This is a genomic window from Micromonospora pallida (assembly GCF_900090325.1).
In the GTDB taxonomy this organism is placed as follows: Bacteria; Actinomycetota; Actinomycetes; order Mycobacteriales; family Micromonosporaceae; genus Micromonospora; species Micromonospora pallida.
Window position 1 is genome coordinate 1969781 of record NZ_FMHW01000002.1, and the last position, 22847, is coordinate 1992627.

At 74.3% G+C, this 22847-nt stretch carries 18 protein-coding genes and 1 pseudogene; 13 read left to right on the forward strand and 6 right to left on the reverse strand.

Annotated features, from left to right (window positions below):
* Window positions 1-312: 312 nt before the first annotated feature.
* A pseudogene (gene lon / locus GA0074692_RS08615) lies at window positions 313-2619 on the forward strand (endopeptidase La); the annotation flags it as partial.
* 313 nt (window positions 2620-2932) lie between these two features.
* Here the strand turns inward: lon and GA0074692_RS08625 are convergent.
* Window positions 2933-4651, reverse strand: coding sequence for a DEAD/DEAH box helicase (locus tag GA0074692_RS08625; RefSeq protein WP_091641441.1), 1719 nt, complete (start codon window positions 4649-4651; stop codon window positions 2933-2935).
* 204 nt (window positions 4652-4855) lie between these two features.
* Window positions 4856-5719: a hypothetical protein gene (locus tag GA0074692_RS35300; RefSeq protein WP_218106597.1), complete on the reverse strand. Its 864-nt coding sequence runs from the start codon at window positions 5717-5719 to the stop codon at window positions 4856-4858.
* A 131-nt stretch (window positions 5720-5850) separates the two neighbouring features.
* Between GA0074692_RS35300 and GA0074692_RS08635 the strand changes: the two genes are divergently transcribed.
* The 3 genes from GA0074692_RS08635 to GA0074692_RS08645 are packed head-to-tail and all read left to right on the forward strand — an operon-like array spanning window position 5851 to window position 8261.
* The gene (locus GA0074692_RS08635; protein WP_176738356.1) at window positions 5851-7005 is read left to right on the forward strand and encodes a sensor histidine kinase; all 1155 of its coding nucleotides are present in this window, start codon (window positions 5851-5853) and stop codon (window positions 7003-7005) included.
* Window positions 7002-7607, forward strand: coding sequence for a response regulator transcription factor (locus tag GA0074692_RS08640; protein ID WP_091641444.1), 606 nt, complete (start codon window positions 7002-7004; stop codon window positions 7605-7607). Before GA0074692_RS08635 ends, GA0074692_RS08640 begins: the two co-directional genes overlap by 4 nt.
* A gap of 42 nt (window positions 7608-7649) precedes the next feature.
* A complete protein-coding gene (locus GA0074692_RS08645; RefSeq protein WP_091641447.1) occupies window positions 7650-8261 on the forward strand; it encodes a 2'-5' RNA ligase family protein in 612 nt (203 codons plus the stop codon).
* A gap of 104 nt (window positions 8262-8365) precedes the next feature.
* Here GA0074692_RS08645 and GA0074692_RS08650 read toward each other — a convergent pair whose 3' ends face one another.
* The gene (locus tag GA0074692_RS08650) at window positions 8366-10585 is read right to left on the reverse strand and encodes a glycoside hydrolase family 43 protein (RefSeq protein WP_091641450.1); all 2220 of its coding nucleotides are present in this window, start codon (window positions 10583-10585) and stop codon (window positions 8366-8368) included.
* A gap of 218 nt (window positions 10586-10803) precedes the next feature.
* Between GA0074692_RS08650 and GA0074692_RS08655 the strand changes: the two genes are divergently transcribed.
* Window positions 10804-11754: a DUF5715 family protein gene (locus tag GA0074692_RS08655; RefSeq protein ID WP_091641453.1), complete on the forward strand. Its 951-nt coding sequence runs from the start codon at window positions 10804-10806 to the stop codon at window positions 11752-11754.
* 221 nt (window positions 11755-11975) lie between these two features.
* On the forward strand, window positions 11976-12167 hold the full coding sequence (locus tag GA0074692_RS35815) for a PfkB family carbohydrate kinase (protein ID WP_091641456.1): 192 nt from the start codon (window positions 11976-11978) through the stop codon (window positions 12165-12167).
* Window positions 12168-12308: 141 nt separating this feature from the next.
* On the opposite strand, the gene GA0074692_RS08665 is transcribed toward GA0074692_RS35815, so the two are convergent.
* Window positions 12309-12530 (reverse strand): DUF2188 domain-containing protein, encoded by a 222-nt coding sequence (locus GA0074692_RS08665; protein WP_091641459.1) that lies wholly within the window; start codon window positions 12528-12530, stop codon window positions 12309-12311.
* Window positions 12531-12643: 113 nt separating this feature from the next.
* On the opposite strand from GA0074692_RS08665, the gene GA0074692_RS08670 reads away from it, so the two are divergent.
* Entirely contained in the window at window positions 12644-13642 is a 999-nt protein-coding gene (locus GA0074692_RS08670) for a carcinine hydrolase/isopenicillin-N N-acyltransferase family protein (protein ID WP_091641462.1), read from the forward strand.
* Window positions 13643-13784: 142 nt separating this feature from the next.
* Here GA0074692_RS08670 and GA0074692_RS08675 read toward each other — a convergent pair whose 3' ends face one another.
* The gene (locus GA0074692_RS08675) at window positions 13785-15239 is read right to left on the reverse strand and encodes an LVIVD repeat-containing protein (RefSeq protein ID WP_091641467.1); all 1455 of its coding nucleotides are present in this window, start codon (window positions 15237-15239) and stop codon (window positions 13785-13787) included.
* 133 nt (window positions 15240-15372) lie between these two features.
* Here GA0074692_RS08675 and GA0074692_RS08680 point away from each other — a divergent pair, with 133 nt between their 5' ends.
* On the forward strand, window positions 15373-16062 hold the full coding sequence (locus GA0074692_RS08680) for a DUF305 domain-containing protein (protein ID WP_091641472.1): 690 nt from the start codon (window positions 15373-15375) through the stop codon (window positions 16060-16062).
* A 23-nt stretch (window positions 16063-16085) separates the two neighbouring features.
* On the opposite strand, the gene GA0074692_RS08685 is transcribed toward GA0074692_RS08680, so the two are convergent.
* Window positions 16086-17462 (reverse strand): serine/threonine-protein kinase, encoded by a 1377-nt coding sequence (locus tag GA0074692_RS08685; RefSeq protein ID WP_176738357.1) that lies wholly within the window; start codon window positions 17460-17462, stop codon window positions 16086-16088.
* Window positions 17463-17971: 509 nt separating this feature from the next.
* On the opposite strand from GA0074692_RS08685, the gene GA0074692_RS08690 reads away from it, so the two are divergent.
* The 5 genes from GA0074692_RS08690 to egtC all read left to right on the forward strand — a co-directional run bounded on the left by GA0074692_RS08690 (window position 17972) and on the right by egtC (window position 22845).
* Entirely contained in the window at window positions 17972-18598 is a 627-nt protein-coding gene (locus tag GA0074692_RS08690) for an RNA polymerase sigma factor (protein WP_091641478.1), read from the forward strand.
* 16 nt (window positions 18599-18614) lie between these two features.
* Window positions 18615-19340: a hypothetical protein gene (locus GA0074692_RS08695; protein ID WP_091641480.1), complete on the forward strand. Its 726-nt coding sequence runs from the start codon at window positions 18615-18617 to the stop codon at window positions 19338-19340.
* Window positions 19341-19521: 181 nt separating this feature from the next.
* Complete coding sequence (gene egtA / locus GA0074692_RS08700; RefSeq protein WP_091641483.1) at window positions 19522-20757, forward strand: ergothioneine biosynthesis glutamate--cysteine ligase EgtA; 1236 nt, start codon at window positions 19522-19524, stop codon at window positions 20755-20757.
* Window positions 20754-22076 carry an ergothioneine biosynthesis protein EgtB gene (egtB, locus tag GA0074692_RS08705; protein ID WP_091641488.1) on the forward strand — a complete coding sequence of 441 codons (1323 nt, stop codon included), beginning with the start codon at window positions 20754-20756 and terminating at the stop codon, window positions 22074-22076. Before egtA ends, egtB begins: the two co-directional genes overlap by 4 nt.
* 25 nt (window positions 22077-22101) lie before the next feature.
* A complete protein-coding gene (egtC, locus tag GA0074692_RS08710; RefSeq protein ID WP_091641491.1) occupies window positions 22102-22845 on the forward strand; it encodes an ergothioneine biosynthesis protein EgtC in 744 nt (247 codons plus the stop codon).
* The last annotated feature ends 2 nt before the right edge of the window (window positions 22846-22847 follow it).

Here is a 22847-nt window from a genome sequence, read left to right on the forward strand (position 1 = left end):
GGGTGAAACCCCCACGGCGTGGAAATTGCCGGCGGCGGGCGGGACACGCCGCCGACGTGGACCGACTTCGATGATCCTGGACACCGGTCCGCGACGAATGCGGTTCAGCTGCCGAGCAATCCGGCATAGCCGGCGAGCGCGGCGGCTTCGCCGGCAGGGTGTTCGTCAGACTGATTCTCGCCCGTGCCGTTCAGGGCGCCATCACCGGCCCGCACGACCGCGACGGCGTGGCGTGGCTCACATGGCGGAACAACGGGAGCGCGCGGCAACTTGAGTCAGGCACGCTCAAGTCAACGCAATGGCAGGTGTTCGATGGCAACTCTTCCGGTACTGCCCCTGACCGACACCGTCCTGCTGCCCGGCATGGTCATCCCGGTGACCCTCGACCCGACCACCCAGGCCGCGGTCGACGCGGCCCGCGCCACCGGCGACCAGAAGCTGCTCGCCGTGCCCCGCATCGACGGCGAGTACGGCCCGGTCGGCGCGGTCGCCACCATCGAGAAGGTCGGCCGGCTGCCCAGCGGCGAACCGGCCGCCGTCGTCCGGGGCCTGACCCGGGCCCGGATCGGCTCCGGGGTGCCCGGCCCCGGTGCCGCCCTCTGGGTCGAGGCGACCGAACTGCACGAACCCGCTCCCGCCGGCCGGGCCCGGGAACTCGCCCGCGAGTACCGGGCGCTGATGACCTCGGTGCTCCAACAGCGCGGCGCGTGGCAGGTCATCGACGCGATCGAACGGATGACCGACCTTTCCGAACTGGCCGACTCCGCCGGATACGTCTCCTGGCTGACTCCCGGCCAGAAGACCCAGCTGCTCGCCGCCCCGGACGTCACCGCCCGCCTCGAACTGCTCGTCAACTGGGTGAAGGACCACCTCGCCGAGCAGGAGGTCAGCGAGCGGATCAACAACGACGTCCGGGAGGGGCTGGAGAAGTCCCAGCGCGAGTTCCTGCTCCGCCAGCAGCTCGCCGCCATCCGCAAGGAACTCGGCGAGGACGAACCGGAGGGCTCCGCCGACTACCGGGCCCGGGTCGAGTCCGCCGACCTGCCGGACAAGGTCCGCGAGGCGGCGCTGCGCGAGGTGGGCCGGCTGGAACGGGCCAGCGACGCCTCCCCGGAGGCCGGCTGGATCCGGACCTGGCTGGACACCGTCCTGGAGATGCCGTGGAGCACGCGTACCGAGGACGACACCGACCTGGCCGCCGCGCGCGCCGTGCTCGACGCCGACCACGCCGGCCTGGCCGACGTCAAGGACCGCATCCTGGAGTACCTCGCGGTGCGCAACCGGCGGGCCGCGCGCAACCTCGGCGTGGTCGGCGGACGCGGCTCCGGCGCGGTGCTCGCCCTCGCCGGCCCGCCCGGCGTCGGCAAGACCAGCCTCGGCGAATCCGTGGCCCGGGCGCTCGGGCGCAACTTCGTCCGGGTCTCCCTCGGCGGCGTCCGCGACGAGGCCGAGATCCGCGGCCACCGGCGCACCTACGTCGGCGCGCTGCCCGGCCGGATCGTCCGCGCCCTGCGGGAGGCCGGCTCGATGAACCCGGTCGTGCTCCTGGACGAGGTCGACAAGCTCGCCGCCGGGTACGCCGGCGACCCGGCCGCCGCCCTGCTGGAGGTGCTCGACCCGGCCCAGAACCACACCTTCCGCGACCACTACCTCGAGGTCGACCTCGACCTGTCCGACGTGCTCTTCCTGGCCACCGCGAACGTGGTGGAGAGCATCCCCGGCCCGCTGCTGGACCGGATGGAGCTGGTCACCCTGGACGGCTACACCGAGGAGGAGAAGGTCGCCATCACCCGGGACCACCTGCTGCCCCGGCAGCGGGACCGGGCCGGGCTGACCGCCGAGGAGGTGACCGTCACCGACGCCGCGCTGGCCCGGATCGCCGCCGAGCACACCCGCGAGGCGGGCGTCCGGCAGCTCGACCGGGCCCTGGCGCGGATCCTGCGCAAGGTCGCCGTGACGCTGGCGACGGAGGCCGGACCGGTCCACGTCGACGTCGACGACCTGGCCCGGCACCTCGGCCGGCCGCGGTTCACCCCCGAGTCGGCGGAACGGACCGCCGTACCCGGGGTGGCGACCGGCCTGGCCGTCACCGGCGCCGGCGGCGACGTGCTCTTCGTCGAGGCGACCGGCATGGACGGCGAGCCGGGGCTGACCCTCACCGGCCAGCTCGGCGACGTGATGAAGGAGTCCGGGCACATCGCGCTGTCGTACCTGCGCGCGCACGGCCGCCAGCTCGGCCTGGACCCGAACGCGCTGGCCGGGCGGCGGCTCCACCTGCACGTCCCGGCCGGCGCGGTGCCCAAGGACGGACCGAGCGCGGGCGTCACCATGGTCACCGCGCTCGCCTCGCTGGCCAGCGGACGGCCGGTACGCCCCGAGGTCGGCATGACCGGCGAGGTGACCCTCTCCGGCCAGGTGCTGCCCATCGGCGGGGTGAAGCAGAAACTGCTCGCCGCGCACCGGGCCGGCCTGACCGAGGTGATCGTCCCGGCCCGCAACGAGCCGGACCTCGACGACCTGCCCGCCGAGGTACGCGCGGCGCTGACCGTGCACACCCTGTCCGACGTGGCGGACGTGCTCGCCGTGGCGCTACGCCCCGCCGAAGCCGAAGCCGAAGCCGAAGCCGAAGCCGAAGCCGAAGCCGAAGCCGAAGCCGAAGCCGAAGCCGAAGCCGAAGCCGAAGCCGAAGCCGAAGCCGAAGCCGAAGCCGAAGCCGAAGCCGAAGCCGAAGCCGAAGCCGAAGCCGAAGCCGAAGCCGAAGCCGAAGCCGAAGCCGAAGCCGAAGCCGAAGCCGAAGCCCGCACCGGCCCTGCGCTCGCCGCTGCCTGACCGGGTTGGTAGCAGGGGTCCCCTGCAGTGCCCTGAGCACTGCAGGGGACCCCTGCTCATCAAAAAGCGGTAACAGGGGACCCCTGCTACCACCCGAGGCGGGTCAGCGCTGGTCGCGGTCGCGGCGTACGGTCGCCTTGCGCCCCTTGATGGTGCTGCCGCGCAGCCCGGCGATCACCTCGTCGGCGACCCCCTGGGGCACCTCCACCAGGGAGAACCGGTCGGCGATCTCGATGGAGCCGATGTCCCGACCGCTGATCCCGGTCTCCCCGGTGATCGCCCCGACCAGGTCCTGGGGGCGGACGCCGGCCCGCCGGCCCAGCCCGATGAAGACCTGGGTCGTCCCACCCGTACGGGGCCGGGCCGGACGGCGCTCGCCGCGTCCCTCGTACCCCGGCCGGGTCTCGCGGGGAGCGCGGACCGGAACCTGCGGGATCTCCTCCTCGTCGTCGGCCCCCGGGCCGGTGGCCTCGTGCGCGAGCTTCACCGCCGCGAGCGCGACCTCCATCATGTCGAACTCGTCGGACAGCGACTCCACGATCACCCGGAACGGCTCCAGGTCGTCCTCGAGCAGGCTCTCCCGCAGCGCCGCCTGGGTCAGCTCCAACCGCCGGGTGCGCAGGTCCGCGACCGTGGGGATCTTGTCGATGGCGATCCGCTGGCCGGTCACCCGCTCGATGGTCTTGAGCATCCGGTGCTCGCGCGGCTCGGCGAGGGTGATCGCCACCCCCTCCCGCCCCGCCCGGCCGACCCGGCCGATCCGGTGCACGTACGACTCGGGGGCCGACGGGACGTCGTAGTTGACCACGTGGGTGAGCTGCTCGACGTCCAGCCCCCGGGCGGCGACGTCGGTGGCCACCAGCAGGTCGGCGGTGCCGGCGCGCAGCCGTCCCATCACCCGGTCCCGCTGCTCCTGGCTCATCCCGCCGTGCAGCGCCTCGGCCCGGTAGCCCCGACCGTTCATCGTCTCGGTGAGCCGGTCGACCTCCTCCCGGCTGCGGCAGAACACGATCGCCGCGGTGGGCGACTCCACATCGAGGACCCGGCCCAGCGCGGCCGGCTTGTGCGCCCGCGCCACGATGTACGCGCTCTGCCGTACCCGGGGCGTCTCGCCGGCCACCGCCGGCTCCCGGGCGATCAGGATGCGTACCGGGTCGGTCAGGTGCTGGCGGGCCATCCCGTCGATCCGGGCCGGCATCGTGGCCGAGAAGAGCACCGTCTGCCGCTGCTCGGGCGCGTGCTCGAGGATCGCCTCGATGTCCTCGGCGAAACCCATGTCGAGCATCTCGTCGGCCTCGTCGAGCACCACCGTGGCCAGGCCACCCAGGCGCAGCGTGCCCCGGGCGATGTGGTCCAGCGCCCGGCCCGGCGTCGCCACCACCACGTCCACCCCGGCGTCCAGGGCCCGCAACTGCCGCCCGATCGGCTGCCCGCCGTAGATCGGCAGCACCCGGACCCCCAGTTCGCGCCCGTACCGGTGCAGCGCCTCGGAGACCTGCACGGCCAGTTCCCGGGTCGGGGTCAGCACCAGCGCCGTCGGATCGCCCGACGTCCGTTCGGCGGGGAGCCGGTGTAGCAGGGGCAATGCGAAGGCGGCGGTCTTGCCGGTGCCGGTCGCCGCCTGGCCCAACAGGTCACGACCGGCCAGCAGGGGCGGGATCGCCTCCCGCTGGATCGGGGTGGGCTCCTCGTAGCCGAGGGACGCCAACGCGCCCAGCAACTCGGGCCGCAGCCCGAGGTCGGTGAAGTCGCTCGCCGGGTCGAGGTCGTCCGGACCGGTGGCAGCGGACGCTGGTTCGGGCGGTACAGGTGCGGAACTCATGCGCCAAGCCTTCCATCACCCCCGTGGGCACGTTGCGGCGACCGGGCCACATCGGCCACCTTCCGGTACGCCGGTGCGGACGACGCCCGCTCAGGCGTCGTCCGCACCACCGTGGCCCCGTCGACGGGGCCACGGCGTCCCGCTGCCATCCGGACCCACCGGCTGGGTCCGGGATCCCCCGATCAGGCAGTCGGGACGGACGGCTCAGAGGGTCAGCAGCACCGCGATTCCGACCATGGTGTCGAACACGGCGCACCACTCGGCCCACCCACGGGGCACCACCCGGTCCCGGCGGTGGTGCACGACGTCCCACGCCGCGTGGGCCAGCCAGCCGGCGGCCACCAGCCAGGTGGCGAGCGGCTCGGCGGCGGTCGCCGCGACCACCACCAGGCCGCCCCAGCCGAGCACCCCGGCCACCTGTACGGCGAGCATCCGGCGGTCGCCCAGCCGCCGCCGGTACGCGCCGATCACCAGGTAGGCCACCGGCAGCGCCAGCAGGAACCACGGGTTGGGCACGACCGGCGCGAACACCATGTCGACCGTCACGAGCAGGGCCAGCAGGGTCGGCCAGCGGCGCCGCAGCAGCCTGCCCAGCGGGCCCGCCGCCGGGGCCGGGCCGCTCGGGTGGACGTGGTCCTCCGGGCGACGCCACACCACGACGACCGTCGCCGGCACCATCAGCAGATGCGCGCCGAGGGTCAGGGCGTCCGCGTCGATCAGGCCGGCCCACCACGGTACGGCCAGCAGCGCCAGCGGCAGCAGCATCGCGGCGACCATCTCGCCCACCCCGGACCACGGGTGCCCCCGGTACCACATCCAGACCGTCATCCCGACCGCCATGTCCACGGCCATCACGCCGACGTCCACCTCGGGCCGGTCGAGCAGGCCGGGCCGGCCCAGGCCATCGGCGGCCAGCGCCCAGATCGGGTCGAGGAGCAGCATCCCCGCCACCATGGCGGCGAGCATCTCCAGTACGGGTCGGAGCAGCCGGCGGCGACCCGCCACCGGCCCGGACACCGGGGCCGTCCCGGTCGTCGTCGGGGCCGTCGCAGTTGTCGTTTCGGTCATGGGTCGAGCCTGCGGCCTACCCGCTCCGGAACCCATCCACGCGGTGTCACCGGTCGGCCGTGCGAAACGCCCGGCGTACCCGTGCGTTCCGGGTCGGACAGTCAGCGCGGCGTTCTCCTAACATCCACACCGTGCCGACCACCCCCGCCGCCCCGGATCCGGACCGCTGGCTGCGCCCGGCCCGGGCGACCACACTGGTGTCCCTGGCCAGCAGCCTGTGGGCGACCCTCTTCCTGCCCCTGATCGGCGTGCTCCGGGAGCCCGACCCGGTGCGCTCGGTCGCCGGTGCGCTCGGGATCGTCCTGTTCGCCGTCACGCAGGGGGCAGCGATGCACGCGGCGGTGACTCCGTGGCTGGACGACCGGACCCGTCGTCGCCGCCGGTTCGCCTTCGCCATCGCGGCGGTGCTGAGCGTGCCGCTGGTGGCGCCGCTGGCAGCCGGCGTCTGGCCGAGCTGGGCGTGGCTGGGCGCGACCATCGTCGGCACCGCCCCGCTGCTCGGCCCGGTGCGCGCGGTGCTGCCCGTCACGGCCGGGACGGTGGCCGTCGCGGCGGCGGTGGCCGTGTCGACCGGCGGCTCCGTGACGAAGCACCTGGTCATCGCCGGCGGCATCGGCATCGGCATCGCCGCCATGAACGGATGTCAGGTGTGGTTCTGGGACCTGCTGGTGAATGCCCGGCAGGGGCAGGAGGCGCGGGCCCGGCTGGCCGCCGCCGAGGAACGCCTGCGGTTCGCCCGGGACGTGCACGACGTGCTCGGGCACGCGTTGACCGTCATCGCCCTGAAGGCCGAACTCGCCGCCCGGCTCGCCCCGGTGGACGCCGAGCGCGCCGGACGGGAGGCCGACGAGGTGCGCCGGCTGGCCGCGACCGCCCTGGACGAGGTCCGTGACGCCGTACACGGGTACCGGCGGGTCGACCTCGCAGAGCAGGCCGCCGCTGTCGGGCAGGTGCTCCGGTCCTGTGGCGTACGGTCCACCGTTCTCCTGCCCGACGGGGACCTGTCGGCGGGGGCGTCGGCCCAGTTCGCGGCGGTACTGCGGGAGGCGAGCACCAACGTGCTACGGCACAGTCGGGCCGGCTGGTGCCGGATCGAGATCAGCGTGGCGGACGAAGTGGCCCGGATGACCGTCGCCAACGACGGGGCCTCGGCGGCCGGCCCGGACGACCGCAGTCATGGCCTGGCAGGTCTGACCGAACGACTGGCCGCCGTCGGGGGCGCGCTCGCCGTCCGGCGGGACGGCGACGTCTTCACCGTCGAGGCGACCGTGCCGGCCGCCGCATGATCCGCGTCCTGCTCGCCGACGACGAGGAGCTGATCCGGGCGGCCCTCGGCGCCCTGCTCGACCTGGAACCGGACCTGACGGTGGTGGCGCAGGCCGCCGACGGACCCGCTGCGGTGACCGCCGCCCGGGCCTACCGCCCCGACGTGGCCGTGGTCGACCTGGAGATGCCCGGCCTGGACGGGTTTGGCGTCACCACCGAACTGGCCCGGGTCCTGCCGGACTGCGCGGTGGTGATCCTCACCGGCCGGGGTCGACCCGCGCACCTGCCCCGCGCGCTCACCGCCGGGGCACGTGGTTTCCTGCCCAAGGGGTCGCCGGCCGGGGCGCTGGCCGACGTGATCCGGCGGGTGCACACTGGCGGCCGGTACGTCGACCCGGCGCTGGCCGCCGACGCGTTGAGCATCCCGCCCTGCCCGCTGACCCCACGGGAACTGGAGACGTTGCGGCTGGCCGAGTACGGCGCACCGGTCGCGGTGATCGCCCGCCGAGCCCACCTGTCCGACGGCACGGTCCGTAACTACCTCGCCGCAGCGGTGCAGAAGCTCGGTGCGGGCAGCCGTGCCGAGGCGGTCCGCGTCGCCCGGGACAACGGCTGGCTGTGACCCCCTCCGGCGGTGGGGGAGCGGGCGGTTAACCTGAGCGGCGTGCGGACCGTCGAGCTGCTCTGCTCCCCGCCGGTGGAGGACGCCGTCCGCGCCGCGTGGCACCGGCTCGCCGAGGCCGGCCTGCCCAGCCTGGCCCGGAACATCCATCCCACCAACCGTCCGCACCTGACGCTGGCCTCGGTCGACGAGTTTCCGCCCGGGGTGGAGGCGCGCCTCGCCGCCCTGTTCGACACCGCGCTGCCCCTGCCGGTGCGACTGGACCGGATCACCGTCCTGGACGGCAGCGCCCCGCTGGTCTGGCTGGTACGCCCGTCCGCCGCGCTCACCGCGCTGCATGCCGCCGTCTGGGACGTCCTCGCCGGTGCCGACGGGCTGCTGCCCTGGCACGCGCCGGGCCGGTGGATCCCGCACCTCAGCCTGGCGCTGCGCTTCCGGGACGCCGACCGCCGTCGGGCCCGCGCGGTGGCCGCCGTGGACCGCCCGGCCGGCGCGTTCGTCGCCGCCCGCAGCTACGACGGCTCCGACCAGACGGTCATCTCGCTGGGTCGCGCCGGTCGGTGGCGTCCGACGAACGGCGTGGGCGGGCCCAGACCAGGAACCGCTCGGCCAGGTCCACGTCCGCCGGCACCTCACCGGCGCCCTGCACCATAAGTCCGCCGGCCCCGGCGTATGTGACCGAGCCCCCTGCCCGGTGGGGGCAGAGGGCTCGGCCGGGCGGTCCGGCGCCGCACCCCGCGGACCGTCCGTCCAGGTGACTACCGGTAGAAACGCAGGTAGTCGAACTCCGCGGTGACCGCCGGCGTGGCTCCGCCGTGGGCGACCAGGCCGATCCGGGGGGTGGTGTCGGCGGGGAAGGTCCAGACCCCACCCCAGGTCCAGGTACGACCGTCCCGGCTGGACCCGGCCCGGAACTCGTGTTCCCCGGTGGCCGGGTCGACCCGGTGCGCCAGCCGCAGCCAGGTGGTGGTGGCCGGGGCGCCGACGATGTTGCCCCCGTACACCGGCTGGCCGGCGAAGGGCAGCTCGTAGCCGTACTCGACCTGCCGGGTGTTCCAGATCGCCACCTGGGTCAGCCGGGCGAACCGGTCGTCGTCGACGTACGCCACCAGGCCGGCCTGCTGGTAGTTGCGGACCGTCTCCTCGCCCAGGTCGAGGGTCACCCTTGTCTCGACGACGTAGTCACCGGTCGGCGCGTCGCGCAGCAGCACGCCGGCGGTGTTGCCGGTGCCGGTCAGGTCTCCCGGCTGCACCGGCCAGCGCAACGCACCGTCGGAGGCGGTGGCCGCCGGGTCCGGCCGCACCCACCGCCAGTCCGCGCCGAGGACGCCGGCGAACTCGTCGGAGAACTCCGGCAACAGCCGACCGGCCCGGGGCGTGGGCACGGTCCGCCGTACCGGCTGGTGCAGCCGGGCGAGGCTGGCGTTGTCGAACTCGACGACGCCGCCCTCGGCGACCAGGGTGAGGCGGCCGGTGGTCGGGCGGTCCAGACGCAGGGCCACCGTCGCGAGCTGGTCGCCCAGGCGGGCCGGGCTCAGCTCGGCGACCAACCGGTCGCCACGTACCTCGACGGCCAGGTGGTGCCGGTGACCGGGGACGAAGGTGGCCGGCAGGGGCGCGGACGCGGTCCGTCGGCCGTCGCGGGCCACCAGCCGCCCAGTGGCGGTGTCGACCCGGACGCCGACCCGGTCGCCGAGATCGACGCCGGCGCTGCGGGCGGTGTCCGGTCGCAGGTCCACCTCGGTGCGGACGTCTCCGCCGATGGTCGCCCGGCTGGTCAGCGTGCCGGTGCCGCGCAGGCGTCCGTCGGTGACCCGCCAGTCGCCGTCGCGCTGCCAACCGTCGAGCGTGGCGTCGTGGAAACGCTCGTCGACCCGTCCGGTGGTGATCGGGGCGGGCCGGTCACCGTCGGAGGGGCCGGCGCCCGCGTTCACCACCGGCCAGCCGTCGACCCAGTCGAGGCGGTCGATCAGCATCGGCCGCTCGTTGATGCCGAACGGCTCGTCCAGGTACGGGTCGGCGCGGTCGATGCCGTGGTACACGATCCAGTCCTGGCCGGACAGGTCGGTGAGGAAGCCGTTGTGCCCGACGCCGATCCAGCGGTTGCCGTTCTGGGTCAGCACGGGCGTGCCGCCGGCCCGGGAGGCGGTCAGCGACAGGCCGTCCCGGTCGACGAACGGCCCGCGTGGGCTGCGCGACCGCCCGACGTGGACGGAGTAGCCGGTGGCCGGCCCGGCGCAGCAGTTCGCGGCGGAGGCGAAGAGGTAGTACCAGCCGTCCCGGCGCAGCACGTAGCTGCCCTCGAACTTGTTGTCGATCGCCACCAGGGCCGGCTGGCCGACCGCGCGCAGCCCGTCGGCAGAGAGCTCGGTGACCGAGACGCCGCCGTAGTAGCTGCCGTAGTAGAGGTAGGGGGTGCCGTCGACGTCGGTGAACTGGCTGGGGTCGATGGTCCACAGCCAGCCGCCGCCACCGCCGGGGCGGGGGGCGACGACCGGTTCGTCGGCGAAGGTCCACGGGCCGGTCGGGGTGGGGGCGGTGGCCGCGCCCACGGCGAAGTCGCCCCCGTCGGGGGAGACGGTGGTGTCGGTGACGGTCACGTACATCACCCAGCGGCCGTCGACCCATCGCACGTCCGGGGCCCAGAACCCGGCGCCCTCCGCGGCGTACGGGGGACGCTGACCGGCGGCGAAGGCGTCCCCGACGTAGCTCCACCGGACCAGGTCGGCCGAGCGGGCCATGGGAACGCCGTGGAACCGCTGCTCGCCCTCGTGCAGGGGGTCGGTGGTGCCGTAGGCGTACCAGAGCCCGTCGTGACCCCGGACGATCACCGGGTCCGCGAAGGTGTCCGCGAAGGCGGCGGAGACCGGGTTGTCGTACGGCTGCTTTGGGGCCGCCAGGGCCGGCGCGGACGCGGTGGCGGCGAGGAGGAGTCCGAGTACGGCGCTGCACGCGCCGCCGCGGCGGAGGTGTCCCATCAGACCTGCCTTGGGTCGTCGGTGGTGTCGACCGTCGTCGCTGCGGTGTCGTGCCTTTCTACAACGTTGGATACAACGATGTAAAGATCTCGCCGGTTCCCGGAGCCGACCCCTTTGCGGGCAGAATGGGAGGAATGCTCGCACTTCGTCCGGTGGTGCACGATACCGTCGAGTCCAGGCTCATCCGGCCGCGCCGTACCGGGAGAGAGGACCGTCCCATGCGAGTGCCCAGCCGACGCCCAGGCCAGCCCGGGTCGTCCGTGGTGGCGGACGACCCGGGCACCGCGCCCCGAGCCCCTGCGCCCCGCCCCGACCTGGACGCCTACCGCACCGCGGTGACCGAACTTGTGGTCGAGGTCGGGGCGCTCGCCGACGAGCACTCCACCACCGCCCGGCAGGCGCTGCTCACCGACCGACTCGGTGAACCCGCCCTGGCCGACGTCCTCGCGGCCACCCCGCAGGGTGTGGTCGGCGCCCGCGAGACCCTGCTGCTGGAACTGGCCCGGCACCGCCCGAATCCCGGTAGCGCCGTCGACCTCACCACCCTGGTCCGGAGCTACCTGCTCTCCCGGATCGACGTGCTGTGGTGGCCGACCGCGTCCACCTACCCGACCGACGACCACGTCCGGCGGGACGCCGACCTGGTCGACCTGGTCGACCTGGACCGGCTGCGTCGCCGGGGCCTGCTGCGGTTCCGCTACCGGCGACAGCCCGGCACACTCCTCGGCCGGGCCGTCCGCGCCGTCCGGCGACGGGTCGGCGCGCATCGCTCGCCGCACACCGCCGGACTGCGACTGCACCACGCTCGACCCGAGCCGGTGGCGCTGCTCAACCAGATCGCCGCCGAGTTCGCCCTCGCCGCGCCGGCCGACACGCCCCCGCTCTGGGTCACCAGCCTCACCCGCAGCCTGGAGCACCAGTACCAGCTTCGTCGGCTCGGCCACCCGACCGTGCCGCCCAGCTCGCACTGCCTCGGCTGGGCCGCCGACGTGGAGATGCACTGGTTCCGCCGGTACGGCGCCGCCGAGGCGCTGGCCACCGTGCTGCGCGGCCGCCAGGACGCCGGCGAGATCACCGTCGTCGACGAGGGGCCCGCGTGGCACCTCTGCGTCGCCCCCGACGCCGTGCCCCAGCTGCGTCAGGCGTACCGGACCGAGCTGGGGGAGTGAGGGCGACCCGGACGAGGCCGCCCTGCTCGTCCGGGTCACCCCACGCGCAGGACCGACGATTGTCCAACGCCCAGGACGGACGTGGTCGACGCCGACGCCGACTGGCGCTACCTGGAGGACCTGCCCGACCCCGTACTGCTCACCGAGGCGGACGTGACCGCCGCCGCCGACGCGCTGACCACGGCGCGGGCGGTGGTCGTCCAACTGCAACAGCCCCGACCGTGGACACCACCGGGGCGGGGGCCGCCTTCGTCGCCGCGCTCACCACCGGGCTGCTCCGCGACGCACCCCGCGAGCGGGTGGCCCGGCTGGCGGTCGCGGCGGCCGGAGCGACCGTCGGCCGTCGGGGCGGGCGGCCGGCGCTGACCGGGGAGGCCATCGCCGGGCAACTGGTCCGGATCCCGCCCCGCTGACCAGCAGGCGGCATGATCAGTGTGCCGCGCGCGCCGGGGCGGGTCTGGCGCACTCGAACGGGAAACCGGCACACGCCGACGGCCTGCCGGTGCCAGCGTCGCTGGTGGCCCGGCAGGCCGTCGGCGGTACGGGTGGGGGCGTCAGCCCGCCGGCGGGTACGGGTCGTCCCGGTAGGTGTACTCGGTCTCGATCCGGCCGTCGGCGGTGTGGACGACGAGCTGGCTGGGCTCGTCGGCGTGCGCCGCCTTCCGGCCCGCGTCGACCGCGCCCTGCTTGGTGTCGTACCGACCGACCTGCTTGCCGCCCTGTTCGACCTTCCAGCCCGGACCGTCCGGCACCACGTGGTACTCGTTGCGCTTCATCGTCACCTCACCGTCCCTTCGTAGAAGGTCTGGTACCCGTCCCCGACGGTCGGAAACCGGGCCCACCCGCCACCGTGGACAACCCGAGGTCGCTGACCTAGCGTCTTCCAGGTATGCGGAGACATACGCTCGTGCTCGGTCTGGCGATGCTGCTGGCGCTGACCGCCTGCTCAGGATCGGACCCGGTCGCGGGGTCGCCGGCCGAGCCGTCCGAGAACATCCCGGCCGCCTCCCGGCAGAGCCCGGCCGAGGCCGAGCGGACGCTGGCCAGCCTGCGCCGCGTCGACGACCTGCCCCTGTTCGAGATGACCTACGTCGGCGACTACGACGCCCAGACCGGCCTGGACCGGCCCACCCCCAGCCCGGTCGGCTGCTCGCTCTTCGCCGCCCTCGGCGACCGGGACCGGCCGCTGTTCGCCCGGAACTTCGACTGGGACCCCAACCCGGCGATGGTGCTGCGCACCGATCCGCCCGACGGGTACGCCTCGATCTCCGTGGTGGACATCTCCTACCTCGGGGTGGGATCCGACCCGACCGGCGATCGCCGACTGCTCGACGCGCCGCTGCTGCCCTTCGACGGAATGAACGAGCGCGGCCTCGCGGTGGGCCTGGCCGCCGACGACCACGCCCGCGCGGAGCCGGTCCCCGGGCTGCCCCGGGTCGGCAGCGTCCGGATCCTCCGGCTGGTGCTCGACGAGGCGGCCACCGTCGCCGAGGCGGTGCGGGTGTTCCAGCGGTACAACCTCGACTTCGAGGGCGGGCCGCCGCTGCACTACCTGCTCGCCGACGCGACCGGAGCGTCGGCGGTGGTGGAGTTCGTCGACGGCCGGATGCGGGTGCAGCCGGGCAGTGGGGGCTGGCAGGCGCTGACCAATGTGCCGGTGATCGACGTGCCGGAGCAGCAGCGTCGCGCCGACCGCCGCTACCGGATGCTCGCCGAGGCGCTGACGGCCGCCGGTGGACGGCTGGACGCCCCGGCGGCGCTGGAGCTGCTCGACGAGGTCCGGCAGGGACACACCCGCTGGTCGGTGACGTACGGGCTGCGCAGCGGCGAGGTGCGGGTGGTCACCGCCGGCGGCGGCCGGCACGAGTACCGGTTGCCGCCGGGCTGACCCGGGCACGGTCGGCCCCGTGCCCCGCCGCCCCGCACCCCCGCCGCCCGTGATCCCGTCGCCCTGGGCCCGTGAGCACGTCCTGCCCGCACGCCTCGGCCCGGCCCCCCCGTCGTGGGGGACCGGGCCGAGGATCCGGGTGTTACGACCGGCTGCGGTAGCTGGGCTGGGTCTGCGGGTTGAACTCCTGGTACCGGGTCAGCTTCGCCGACGCGGTACGCGGGTCGTTGATCTCGATGACGTCCAGGCCCTTGATGGTGTCACTGGAGTAGATGTACCCGTTGTAGTAGTACGCCGACCAGGTGCCGCCGAAGGTGAGCTGGGCGTCCGACAGCGGCCCCCGCTCCCAGTAGCCGATCTCCTCCGGCTGTGCCGAGTCGGTGAAGTCCCAGACCGAGATGCCGCCCTGGTACCAGGACTGGACCATGATGTCGCGCCCCTTGACCGGCAGCAGCGAGCCGTTGTGCGCGACGCAGTTCTCGGTGTCCGCGTTGGCCCGAGGGATCTTGAAGTAGCTGCGGAAGATCATCGTCCGGTCGTCGCCGCTGCCGGAGATGTCGTAGACGGCGCTCGCGCCCCGGTTCGGTCCCACGGTCGCGTTGCAGGTCGCCGCGCCGCCACCGCCCAACTCGTCGGCGAAGACCACCTTCGTGCCGGCGTTGTTGAAGGTGGCCGAGTGCCAGAAGGCGAAGTTCGTCGTGTCCCGTACCTGGTTGATGATCCGGGGCGCCTCCCGGTCGGCGATGTCCATCAGGATGCCGTCACCCATGCACGCCCCGGCGGCCAGGTTCTTGTCCGTGTACACGGTGATGTCGTGGCAGCCGCTCGTCGCCGAGCCGCCTGGACGCCCCGGGTACCCGCCGTCCGGGAAGAGGTTCGGGGTGGCCACCACAGCCGCTGTCGTCGGCTTCTTCACCGGCACCCTGACGATGGAGATGGAGTCGTGCGGCCGGGCGCAGCCGACGTAGGTGTCGGACGGGCCGTACGAGGAGACGTAGAGGTAGACGGTGTCGCGGGTGTGGTCCGGCACCAGGGTGTGCGTGTGCGAGCCGCAGGCGGTCTGGACGGACTTGACGTAGCGCGGGGCGGTCTTGTCGCTGATGTCGAAGATCTTGATGCCCTCCCACGCGGTCGCATCCGGGGGGACCCGGGTGCTGGTGCAGGAGTCGTCGCTGCGGGGCGTGTCGGTCGACAGGAACAGCAGGTCACCGTGGACCGAGATGTCGTTCTGCGAACCCGGGCAGAGCACCTGCGAGACCAGCTTCGGTCGCTGCGGCCGGGCGACGTCGTAGATCTGGAAGCCGTCGTAGTTGCCGACGAAGACGTACTTGCCCTGGAAGGCCAGGTCGCTGTTGATGGTGTTGTTCAGCGGCGACGTGATCGGCACGTTCGCGATCTGGCGCATGTTGGGGCTGCTGACGATCTCGTCGACCCCGGGCACGGTGGCCGGGCTCGCCGTGTACACCGCCGTGGTGGCCGTCCCGGTGGTTGCCTTCGCGGCCCCGGGCGCGGCGGGGGCGAGACTCAACAGGAGGAGACCGGCGGCCGCCAGGGCCACGGCCCGCAGGTGGCGTGTCGGGGGAGAGAGACTGCTCATCGGCGGCATCCTTCGACAGGGGACTATGGTACGAGGGCGCCTTGCAGCCCGACGATAGCAGTCGATGTGGCCCGGCCAGCGGGAGTTAACAGCGTAAATACGCACGTCACGGTGAAAGCGGGGAGGAGCGTCGATGACGGTCCGACACGGACGGCTGTTGGCCGTCGCCATGGTGCTGGTGGTGGTGGGGGCGGCGGCCGTGCTGCTGCGGTTCACCGCTGGCCCGCCCGAGCCACCCCCGCCACCGGCCGCCGGCTCCGCCACGACGCCCGCGCCGCCGGACGGTCCGCCGGTGATCGTGCCGGGCCGTCCCGGTGAGCCCGCGGTGACCCGGGCCGCCAGCGAGGTCAGCCGGGGTCCGTCAGGCCACAACGACGCGGACGTCCGGTTCGTCCGGGCGATGATTCCGCACCACAACCAGGCGTTGGAGATGGCCGCGCTCGCCCCGCAACGGGCGGGTGACCCGGCGGTGCGGGCCCTGGCCGAACGGATCCGGGCGAGTCAGGGGCCGGAGGTCGGCATGCTGCGGGGCTGGCTCGCCACCCGGGGGCTGCCGGCCGAGGGCACCGGGCACGACCACGGTGCCGGCACCATGCGGGGCATGCAGTCCCCGGAGGCGATGCGGCAACTCGCCGAGGCCCGGGGCGCGGACTTCGACCGGCTCTTCGTCACGATGATGACCGATCACCACCGTGGGGCCATCGCGATGGCCACCGACCTGCTCCGGGTCGGCGCGGACCTGACCCTGTCGGAGTTCGCCACGGCCGTCGCGGTCGAGCAGAACGTGGAGATCGACCGGATGCGGACGCTGCTCGACCGCTGACCGGCCGGGGCATCGGTTCCGACTCAGTCGGTGCCGCCAGCCCCACCGTTGTCGCCCGGGGCGGTGGTCTGGACCGGCGTCGGCTCGGTCGGCCCGCTTCCGGGGTCCGTGGTGGGGGCGCTCGGTGCCGTGGTGGTGGGTGCGCCGGTGGGCTCGGTCGACGGACCCGGGTCGACGTTGCCGCTCGGCTCCGGGCTCGGGGTCGCGCTCGGTTCGGCCGACGGGCGTCCACCGGACCCGCCGGGACGGTGCGGCCGGCTCGGGCCCGACGTCGTCTCCCCGTCCGGCGACTCCTGCGGATCGCCGCTGGGGACCGTCGCCGACGGGGTCGGCTTCAGGTTGGTGGCCGGCGGCGGCTCGTCTTGGGGGACGCTCATCGCGGCGACCAGGCCGGTGAGGGCCACCAGCACGGCCACGACCGCACCGACCAGGGTGCCACGTCGCCGGCCGCGCGACCCGGTCGCGCCGCCCACCGGCACGGCGGGCAGGTCGGTACGGGTGTCCGGGCCGGAGGCGCGCAGCGGGCTGGGAACCGCCACGGTGGGCGTGCCGTCGGCGACGGCGACGACGGGGTTGTCCGCTGCCGCCCGTGCCGCCGCGGCCATCTCGGCGGCGGAGGCGTACCGGTCGGCCGGGTCCTTTGCCAGCGCCCGGAAGACCAGGTCCTGCACCGGCGCGGGGATCTCGGGCGGCAGCGGCGGGGGCTCGTCGTCCAGGTGGCGTACGGCCACCTGGAGCGGGTTGTCGCCGGTGAACGGCGGGCCGCCGGTCAGGCAGCAGTAGGCCACCGCGCCGAGGGCGTAGATGTCGGTGCCGGCCGACACCGGTCGGCCGGCGGCCTGCTCCGGTGCCATGTACAGGGCGGTCCCCGGGACGGCGTTGGTGCTGGTGATGCTGGTGACGTTGGTCGACCGGGCCACCCCGAAGTCGACCAGCACGACGGTGCCGCTCTCCTGGACCATCAGGTTGCTGGGTTTGACGTCCCGGTGGACGATGCCGCCGGCGTGCGCCGCGTGCAGGGCCTCGGCGGCCTGGGCCACCACCGACATGGTCGCGGCGACGTCGAGCGTGCCCTCGGCCTCGATGCGCTTGGAGAGCGGTTTGCCCTGGACGAACTCCATCACCAGGTAGTCGGCCGTGCCACCGTCGGGAAGCTCGTCCTGGCCGCAGTCGTACACCTGGACGATGCCGGGGTGGCGCAGCGCCGCCATCATCCGGGCCTCGGCGCGGAACCGGGCGATGAAGTCGGGGTCGGAGACCAGGGCGGGCAGCAGCACCTTGGCCGCCACCTGCCGGCCCAGCACCACGTCGGACGCGCGCCAGACATCGCCCATGCCGCCGGTGGCGACACGTTCGTCCAAGCGGTACCGGCCGCTGAGCACGACTCCCGGAGACAACACGGTATTACCGTACCCATCGGCGTACGGGGCTATCCCGGCGCGACCCTCGGTCGGGTGTGCGCGGTGCGGCGGTCGCGACACGTTCGGTGATCGATGGTGCGAGGAGACCGCACCCCCGGCGTCCATCGACCGCTCGGGCAGCCCTGGAGCCGACCCGCCCGAGACGCCCGTACGCTGCGTGAACACCCACCCGGTTCCCGTCTGGCCAGGCAGGGGCGACGCCGGGCTCCCCCGTGTTACGCCGACACGCCGTTCTCTCTGGTTGACTTATGTCACTTTTCTTACTCGTCATGTTGCCTTGTCGCGCCATGACCAGGCCCCTAGCGTTACCGACTCGGGTCGTCCCGAGCGGGGCACAGGGGGTTGTCGGGCGGAGTTCCGCCCGACGGCGTACCGCTGCGGCGGGGACGTTTCGAGGCCAGCGGGGGGCGGATGGTGCGGGTGGGCGTCGACGGCACCGACCCCGGACGGCCGGGGCGGGCCGGACGCATGGCAGGATCCATTCCCCGATGACCGGTGAGCTGAACGCGGTGGTGACCGCCGCGCAGAACGGGGACGAGGACGCCTTCCGCCTCCTCTACCGCACCCTGCAACCGGGCCTGCTGCGCTACCTCACCGTCCTGGTCGGCGGGGACGCCGAGGACGTGGCCTCGGAGACCTGGTTGCAGATCGCCCGCGACATGTCCGCCTTCACCGGTGGGGAGTTCCGCGCCTGGGCGGTCACCGTCGCCCGCAACCGGGCCATGGACCACCTGCGCCGGCAGCGCCGCCGCCCGGCCGTGCCGGTGCCCGTACAGTCGCTCAGCGAGTTGCCCGGTGACAGCGACACCGCCGAGCACGCCGGGGAGGCCCTCGGCACCGAGTCGGCGATCGCCCTGATCGCCAACCTGCCGCCGCGCGAGGCGGAGGCGGTTCTGCTCCGGGCGGTGATCGGGCTGGACGCCGAGTCCGCCGCCCGGGTGCTGGGCAAACGACCCGGCGCCGTACGCACCGCGGCGCACCGGGGGCTGCGCCGGCTCGCCGCCCTGCTCAGCGACGCCGACGGTGCGCCGACCGCGGCCGCCCCACCCCGCCCACGTCCCGGTCGCGGTCGGCAGGTGCCGGCCCCGCCACACGCCGAACCGGCGGACGGTTGACGTGAGGAGAGTCTGGATGCGTTTCCGTCGATCCCGCCGCCCGGGCGGTCCGACAGCCGAGCGGCTGCTCGACCTCAGCGCCAGCGGGCGTGCCGGCGACACCGACGACCCCGTCGCCCGGCTGCTGGCCGCCGCCGCGGCGCCGGCCCGTACCGGCGAACTGGCCGGCGAGGAAGCCGCGCTGGCCGCGTTCCGGGCTGCCCGAGCGGAGCGTCCGGTGCCCGCGCTGACCCCGTCCCGCCCGCGCCACACCGCCCGCGCCGTGGCCTGGCTGGCCGGCCTGGCGGTCGTCGCGACCGCTGGGGTCGCGGTGGCCACCGTCGGCCTGGACCGGTCCGACCCGCCACCACCGCCCGCGCCGACCACGAGTTCCCCGGACCCGTGGTCACCCGGCGGCGGTGATCCCTCGGCACCGGGGACCGTCCCGACGCCGTCCACCACCACCGGGGCCACGCCCGCCACCACGCCCCCACGGTCCGCCGGCCCCCGCACCCCCGGCGAAGAGGCCCAGCAGGGCCTCTGCCGCGCCTACCTGGCGAAGCCCACCGGGCAGCGCGGCAAGGCACTGGAGAGCACGGCCTTCCAGCGGCTCGTCGAGGCGGCCGGCGGTGCCGAGCAGGTCGACGCGTACTGCGAGGACCTGGTGGGGACGGAGCCGACCGGCCGCCCCTCCTCGACCGGCCAGCCCACGACGACCCCCCGCACCGGTCCGCCGACCGACCACCCGTCCCCGTCCCGCTGATCCCGCCCGTCGGCTGCCGTTCCACTGATTCCGTCCGTCGGCTGCCGGCCGCCGCCCGCTGGTCCCCGCATAACGAGCGACACCCCTGGTTCGTCTGTTAGACATGATCCCGAGGGGCCGCCGACGTGTCGGTTCGCGACGGTGGGCCCGGCGTCGACGAACGTTTCGGGGAGGGCCGCCCATGGTGATGCCGTCGAAGCTCGACTGCTCGCCGATCCTGCGGGAGGCCGGTGCCGCCGCCGGCCACATCGCCCGGATCTGCTTCAAGACCGGCCCACCGGCCCGCACCGGTGTCGAACTGGAATGGACCCTGCACGATGCCGCGGATCCGGCCCGTCCCGTCGACCGGGACCGGCTGCGCGCGGCACTGGGGCGACACAGCCCCACCACGCTGGACGGCACCAGCCCGGCCGAGCGGCTCCGCCACGGCGGTACGGTCACCGTGGAGCCCGGCGGGCAGGTGGAACTCTCCACCGCGCCGCGACTCTCGCTCGCGGCCCTGCTCACCGACACCGACGCGGACATCGGTGAGCTGACCCGGCTGCTGGACGCCGCCGGCCTCGTTCTCGGCCGCAGCGGCATCGACCCGCACCGGTCCCCCCACCCGGTCGTCGACACCCCCCGGTACCACGCCATGTGCCGTGCCTTCGACCGGACCGGCCCGGCCGGCCGGACCATGATGTTCAGCACCGCCGGCCTCCAGGTCTGCCTGGACGCCGGGGAGGCCGGCGACCTGGTGGCCCGGTGGACGGCGGCGCACGCCGTCGGCCCGCCGCTGCTGGCGGCCTTCGCCACCGCCGAGCGGCATGCCGGTCGGCTCACCGGCTGGGCGTCGGCCCGGATGGCCGCCTGGCTGACCATCGACCCGACCCGCACCCGGCCGGTCTGGCAGCCCACCGACGCGCACCGGGACCCGGTGACGGCCTGGACCGGGTTCGCGCTCGCCGCGCCGCTGCTCTGCGTCCGCACGGACGGCCCGGACTGGACCGTCCCGCCGGGCATCACCTTCGCCGACTGGATCGACGGGGCGCTGTCCCGCCCGCCCACCACCGACGACCTCGACTACCACCTGAGCACCCTGTTCCCGCCGGTGCGGCCCCGGGGTTACCTGGAGATCCGCTACCTGGACGCCCAGTCGGGGCGGGACTGGGTGGTGCCGGTGGCGGTGCTGGCGGCCCTGTTCGGCGACCCGGCGACGACCGCCGCCGCGGTGGCCTGCGCCACGTCGGTCGCCGACCGCTGGTACCAGGCGGCCCGGTACGGGCTCGCCGATCCGCCGCTGGCCCGGGCCGCAGGGGAACTGTTCGACCTGGCGCTGGCCGCCCTGCCCGGGCTCGACCTGCCGGCCGGCGAACACCAGGAGATCGTCCGAGGGGTACGACGGCGACAGGCCGTCGCGGAGAGGAACGCACGTTGACATCCACCCAGTCGGAGGCCGAGACACTCCGCGACCGCATCGCGGCCGAGTTGGCCCGCACCCGGGCCCGGACCGCCGGGCTGACCGATGCGGTCGACGACGACGACCTGACCCGACAGCACTCCCCGTTGATGTCGCCGCTGGTCTGGGACCTGGCGCACGTCGGCAACCAGGAGGAGCTCTGGCTCGTCCGGGACGTCGGCGGCCGGGGGCCGGTCCGCCACGACATCGACGACCTTTACGACGCGTTCAAGCAACCCCGCCGGGACCGGCCGTCCCTGCCGCTGCTGCCGCCCGGCGAGGCCCGGGCCTACCTGGCGACCGTCCGGGACAAGGTGTACGACCTGCTGGAGCGGGTGAGCCTCACCGACCGGCCGCTGGTCGCCGACGGCTTCGCCTTCGGCATGATCGTCCAGCACGAGCAGCAGCACGACGAGACGATGCTCGCCACCCACCAACTGCGTTCCGGCCCGCCGGTGCTCGGCGCGCCACCACCGCCCGAGCCGGCGGTCCGGGTCGACGGGGAGGTGCTGGTGCCGGCGGGCCCGTTCACCATGGGCACCTCCACCGACCCGTGGGCGTTGGACAACGAACGCCCCGCCCACACCGTCGACCTGCCCGCGTACGTCATCGACGCCGCCCCGGTCAGCAACGGGCGGTACCGGGAGTTCATCGCCGACGGCGGGTACGACGACCCCCGCTGGTGGAGCGCGGCCGGGTGGGCGCACCGGCAGGCCGAGGGGCTGACCGCCCCGATGCACTGGCGGCGCGACGGCGACGGCTGGGCGTACCGCCGGTTCGGCCGGTGGGACCCGGTACGCGACGACGAGCCGGTGGTGCACGTCTGCTGCCACGAGGCGGAGGCGTTCGCCGCCTGGGCCGGGAAGCGGCTGCCCACCGAGGCGGAGTGGGAGAAGGCCGCCCGCTGGGACCCGGCCACCGGCCGCTCCCGCCGCTACCCCTGGGGCGACGACGAGCCGACCGCCGCGCACGCCAATCTCGACCAGCGTCACCTCTGGCCGGCGCCGGTCGGCGCGTACCCGGCCGGGGCGTCCCCGCTCGGGGTGCACCAGCTCGTCGGCGACGTGTGGGAGTGGACCTCGACCACCTTCCGGGGTCACCCCGGGTTCACCGCGTTCCCGTACCGGGAGTACTCCGAGGTGTTCTTCGGCGACGACTACCGGGTGCTGCGCGGCGGCTCGTTCGGCACCGACCGGGCGGCCTGCCGGGGCACCTTCCGCAACTGGGACTACCCGATCCGCCGGCAGATCTTCAGCGGCTTCCGCTGCGCCCGTGATCCCCGCCCGGAGGAACGGTGACCCGGCGGGCGGCCGGTGCCGCCTGATGTGCCGACACCTGGCGTACCTCGGTCCACCGGTGTCGCTGCGGGCGTTGCTGTTCGACCCGCCGCACTCGCTGGTCCGGCAGTCCTGGGCACCCCGGGACATGCGCGGCGGTGGCACGGTCAACGCCGACGGGTTCGGCGTCGGCTGGTACCCGGGCGACGGTGCGCCGGTCCGCTACCGCAGCGCGCAGCCGATCTGGAGTGATCCGGCCCTGCCCGACCTGGCCGCCGCCACGGTCGCCGGCGCCGTGCTGGCCGCCGTCCGCTCCGCCACGGTCGGCATGCCGGTGCACGCCGGGGCCGCCGCGCCGTTCGCCGAGGGCGCCTGGCTATTCAGCCACAACGGCGTGGTACGCGGCTGGCCCGACTCGGTGGCCGGGCTCGCCGCCGCGCTCCCGGTGCAGGACCTGCTCACCCTGGACGCCCCGACCGACTCGGCGCTGCTCTGGGCACTGGTCCGGCACCGGCTGCGGGCCGGCGCGGACCCGACCGAGGCGCTCGCCGACACCGTCCGGGCGGTCGCCGACGCGGCCCCGGGTTCCCGGTTGAACCTGCTGCTCACCGACGGGCGTACCGCCGTGGCGACCGTGGCCGGGCACGCGCTGTCGGTCCGCGCGGACGGTGACGCGGTGCTGCTCGCCTCCGAACCCCTCGACGACCACCCCGCCTGGCGGCCGGTCCCGGACGGCCACCTGGTGGTGGCCACCCCGGCCGGGCTGCGTACCAGCCCGCTCGGCGGGTAGAC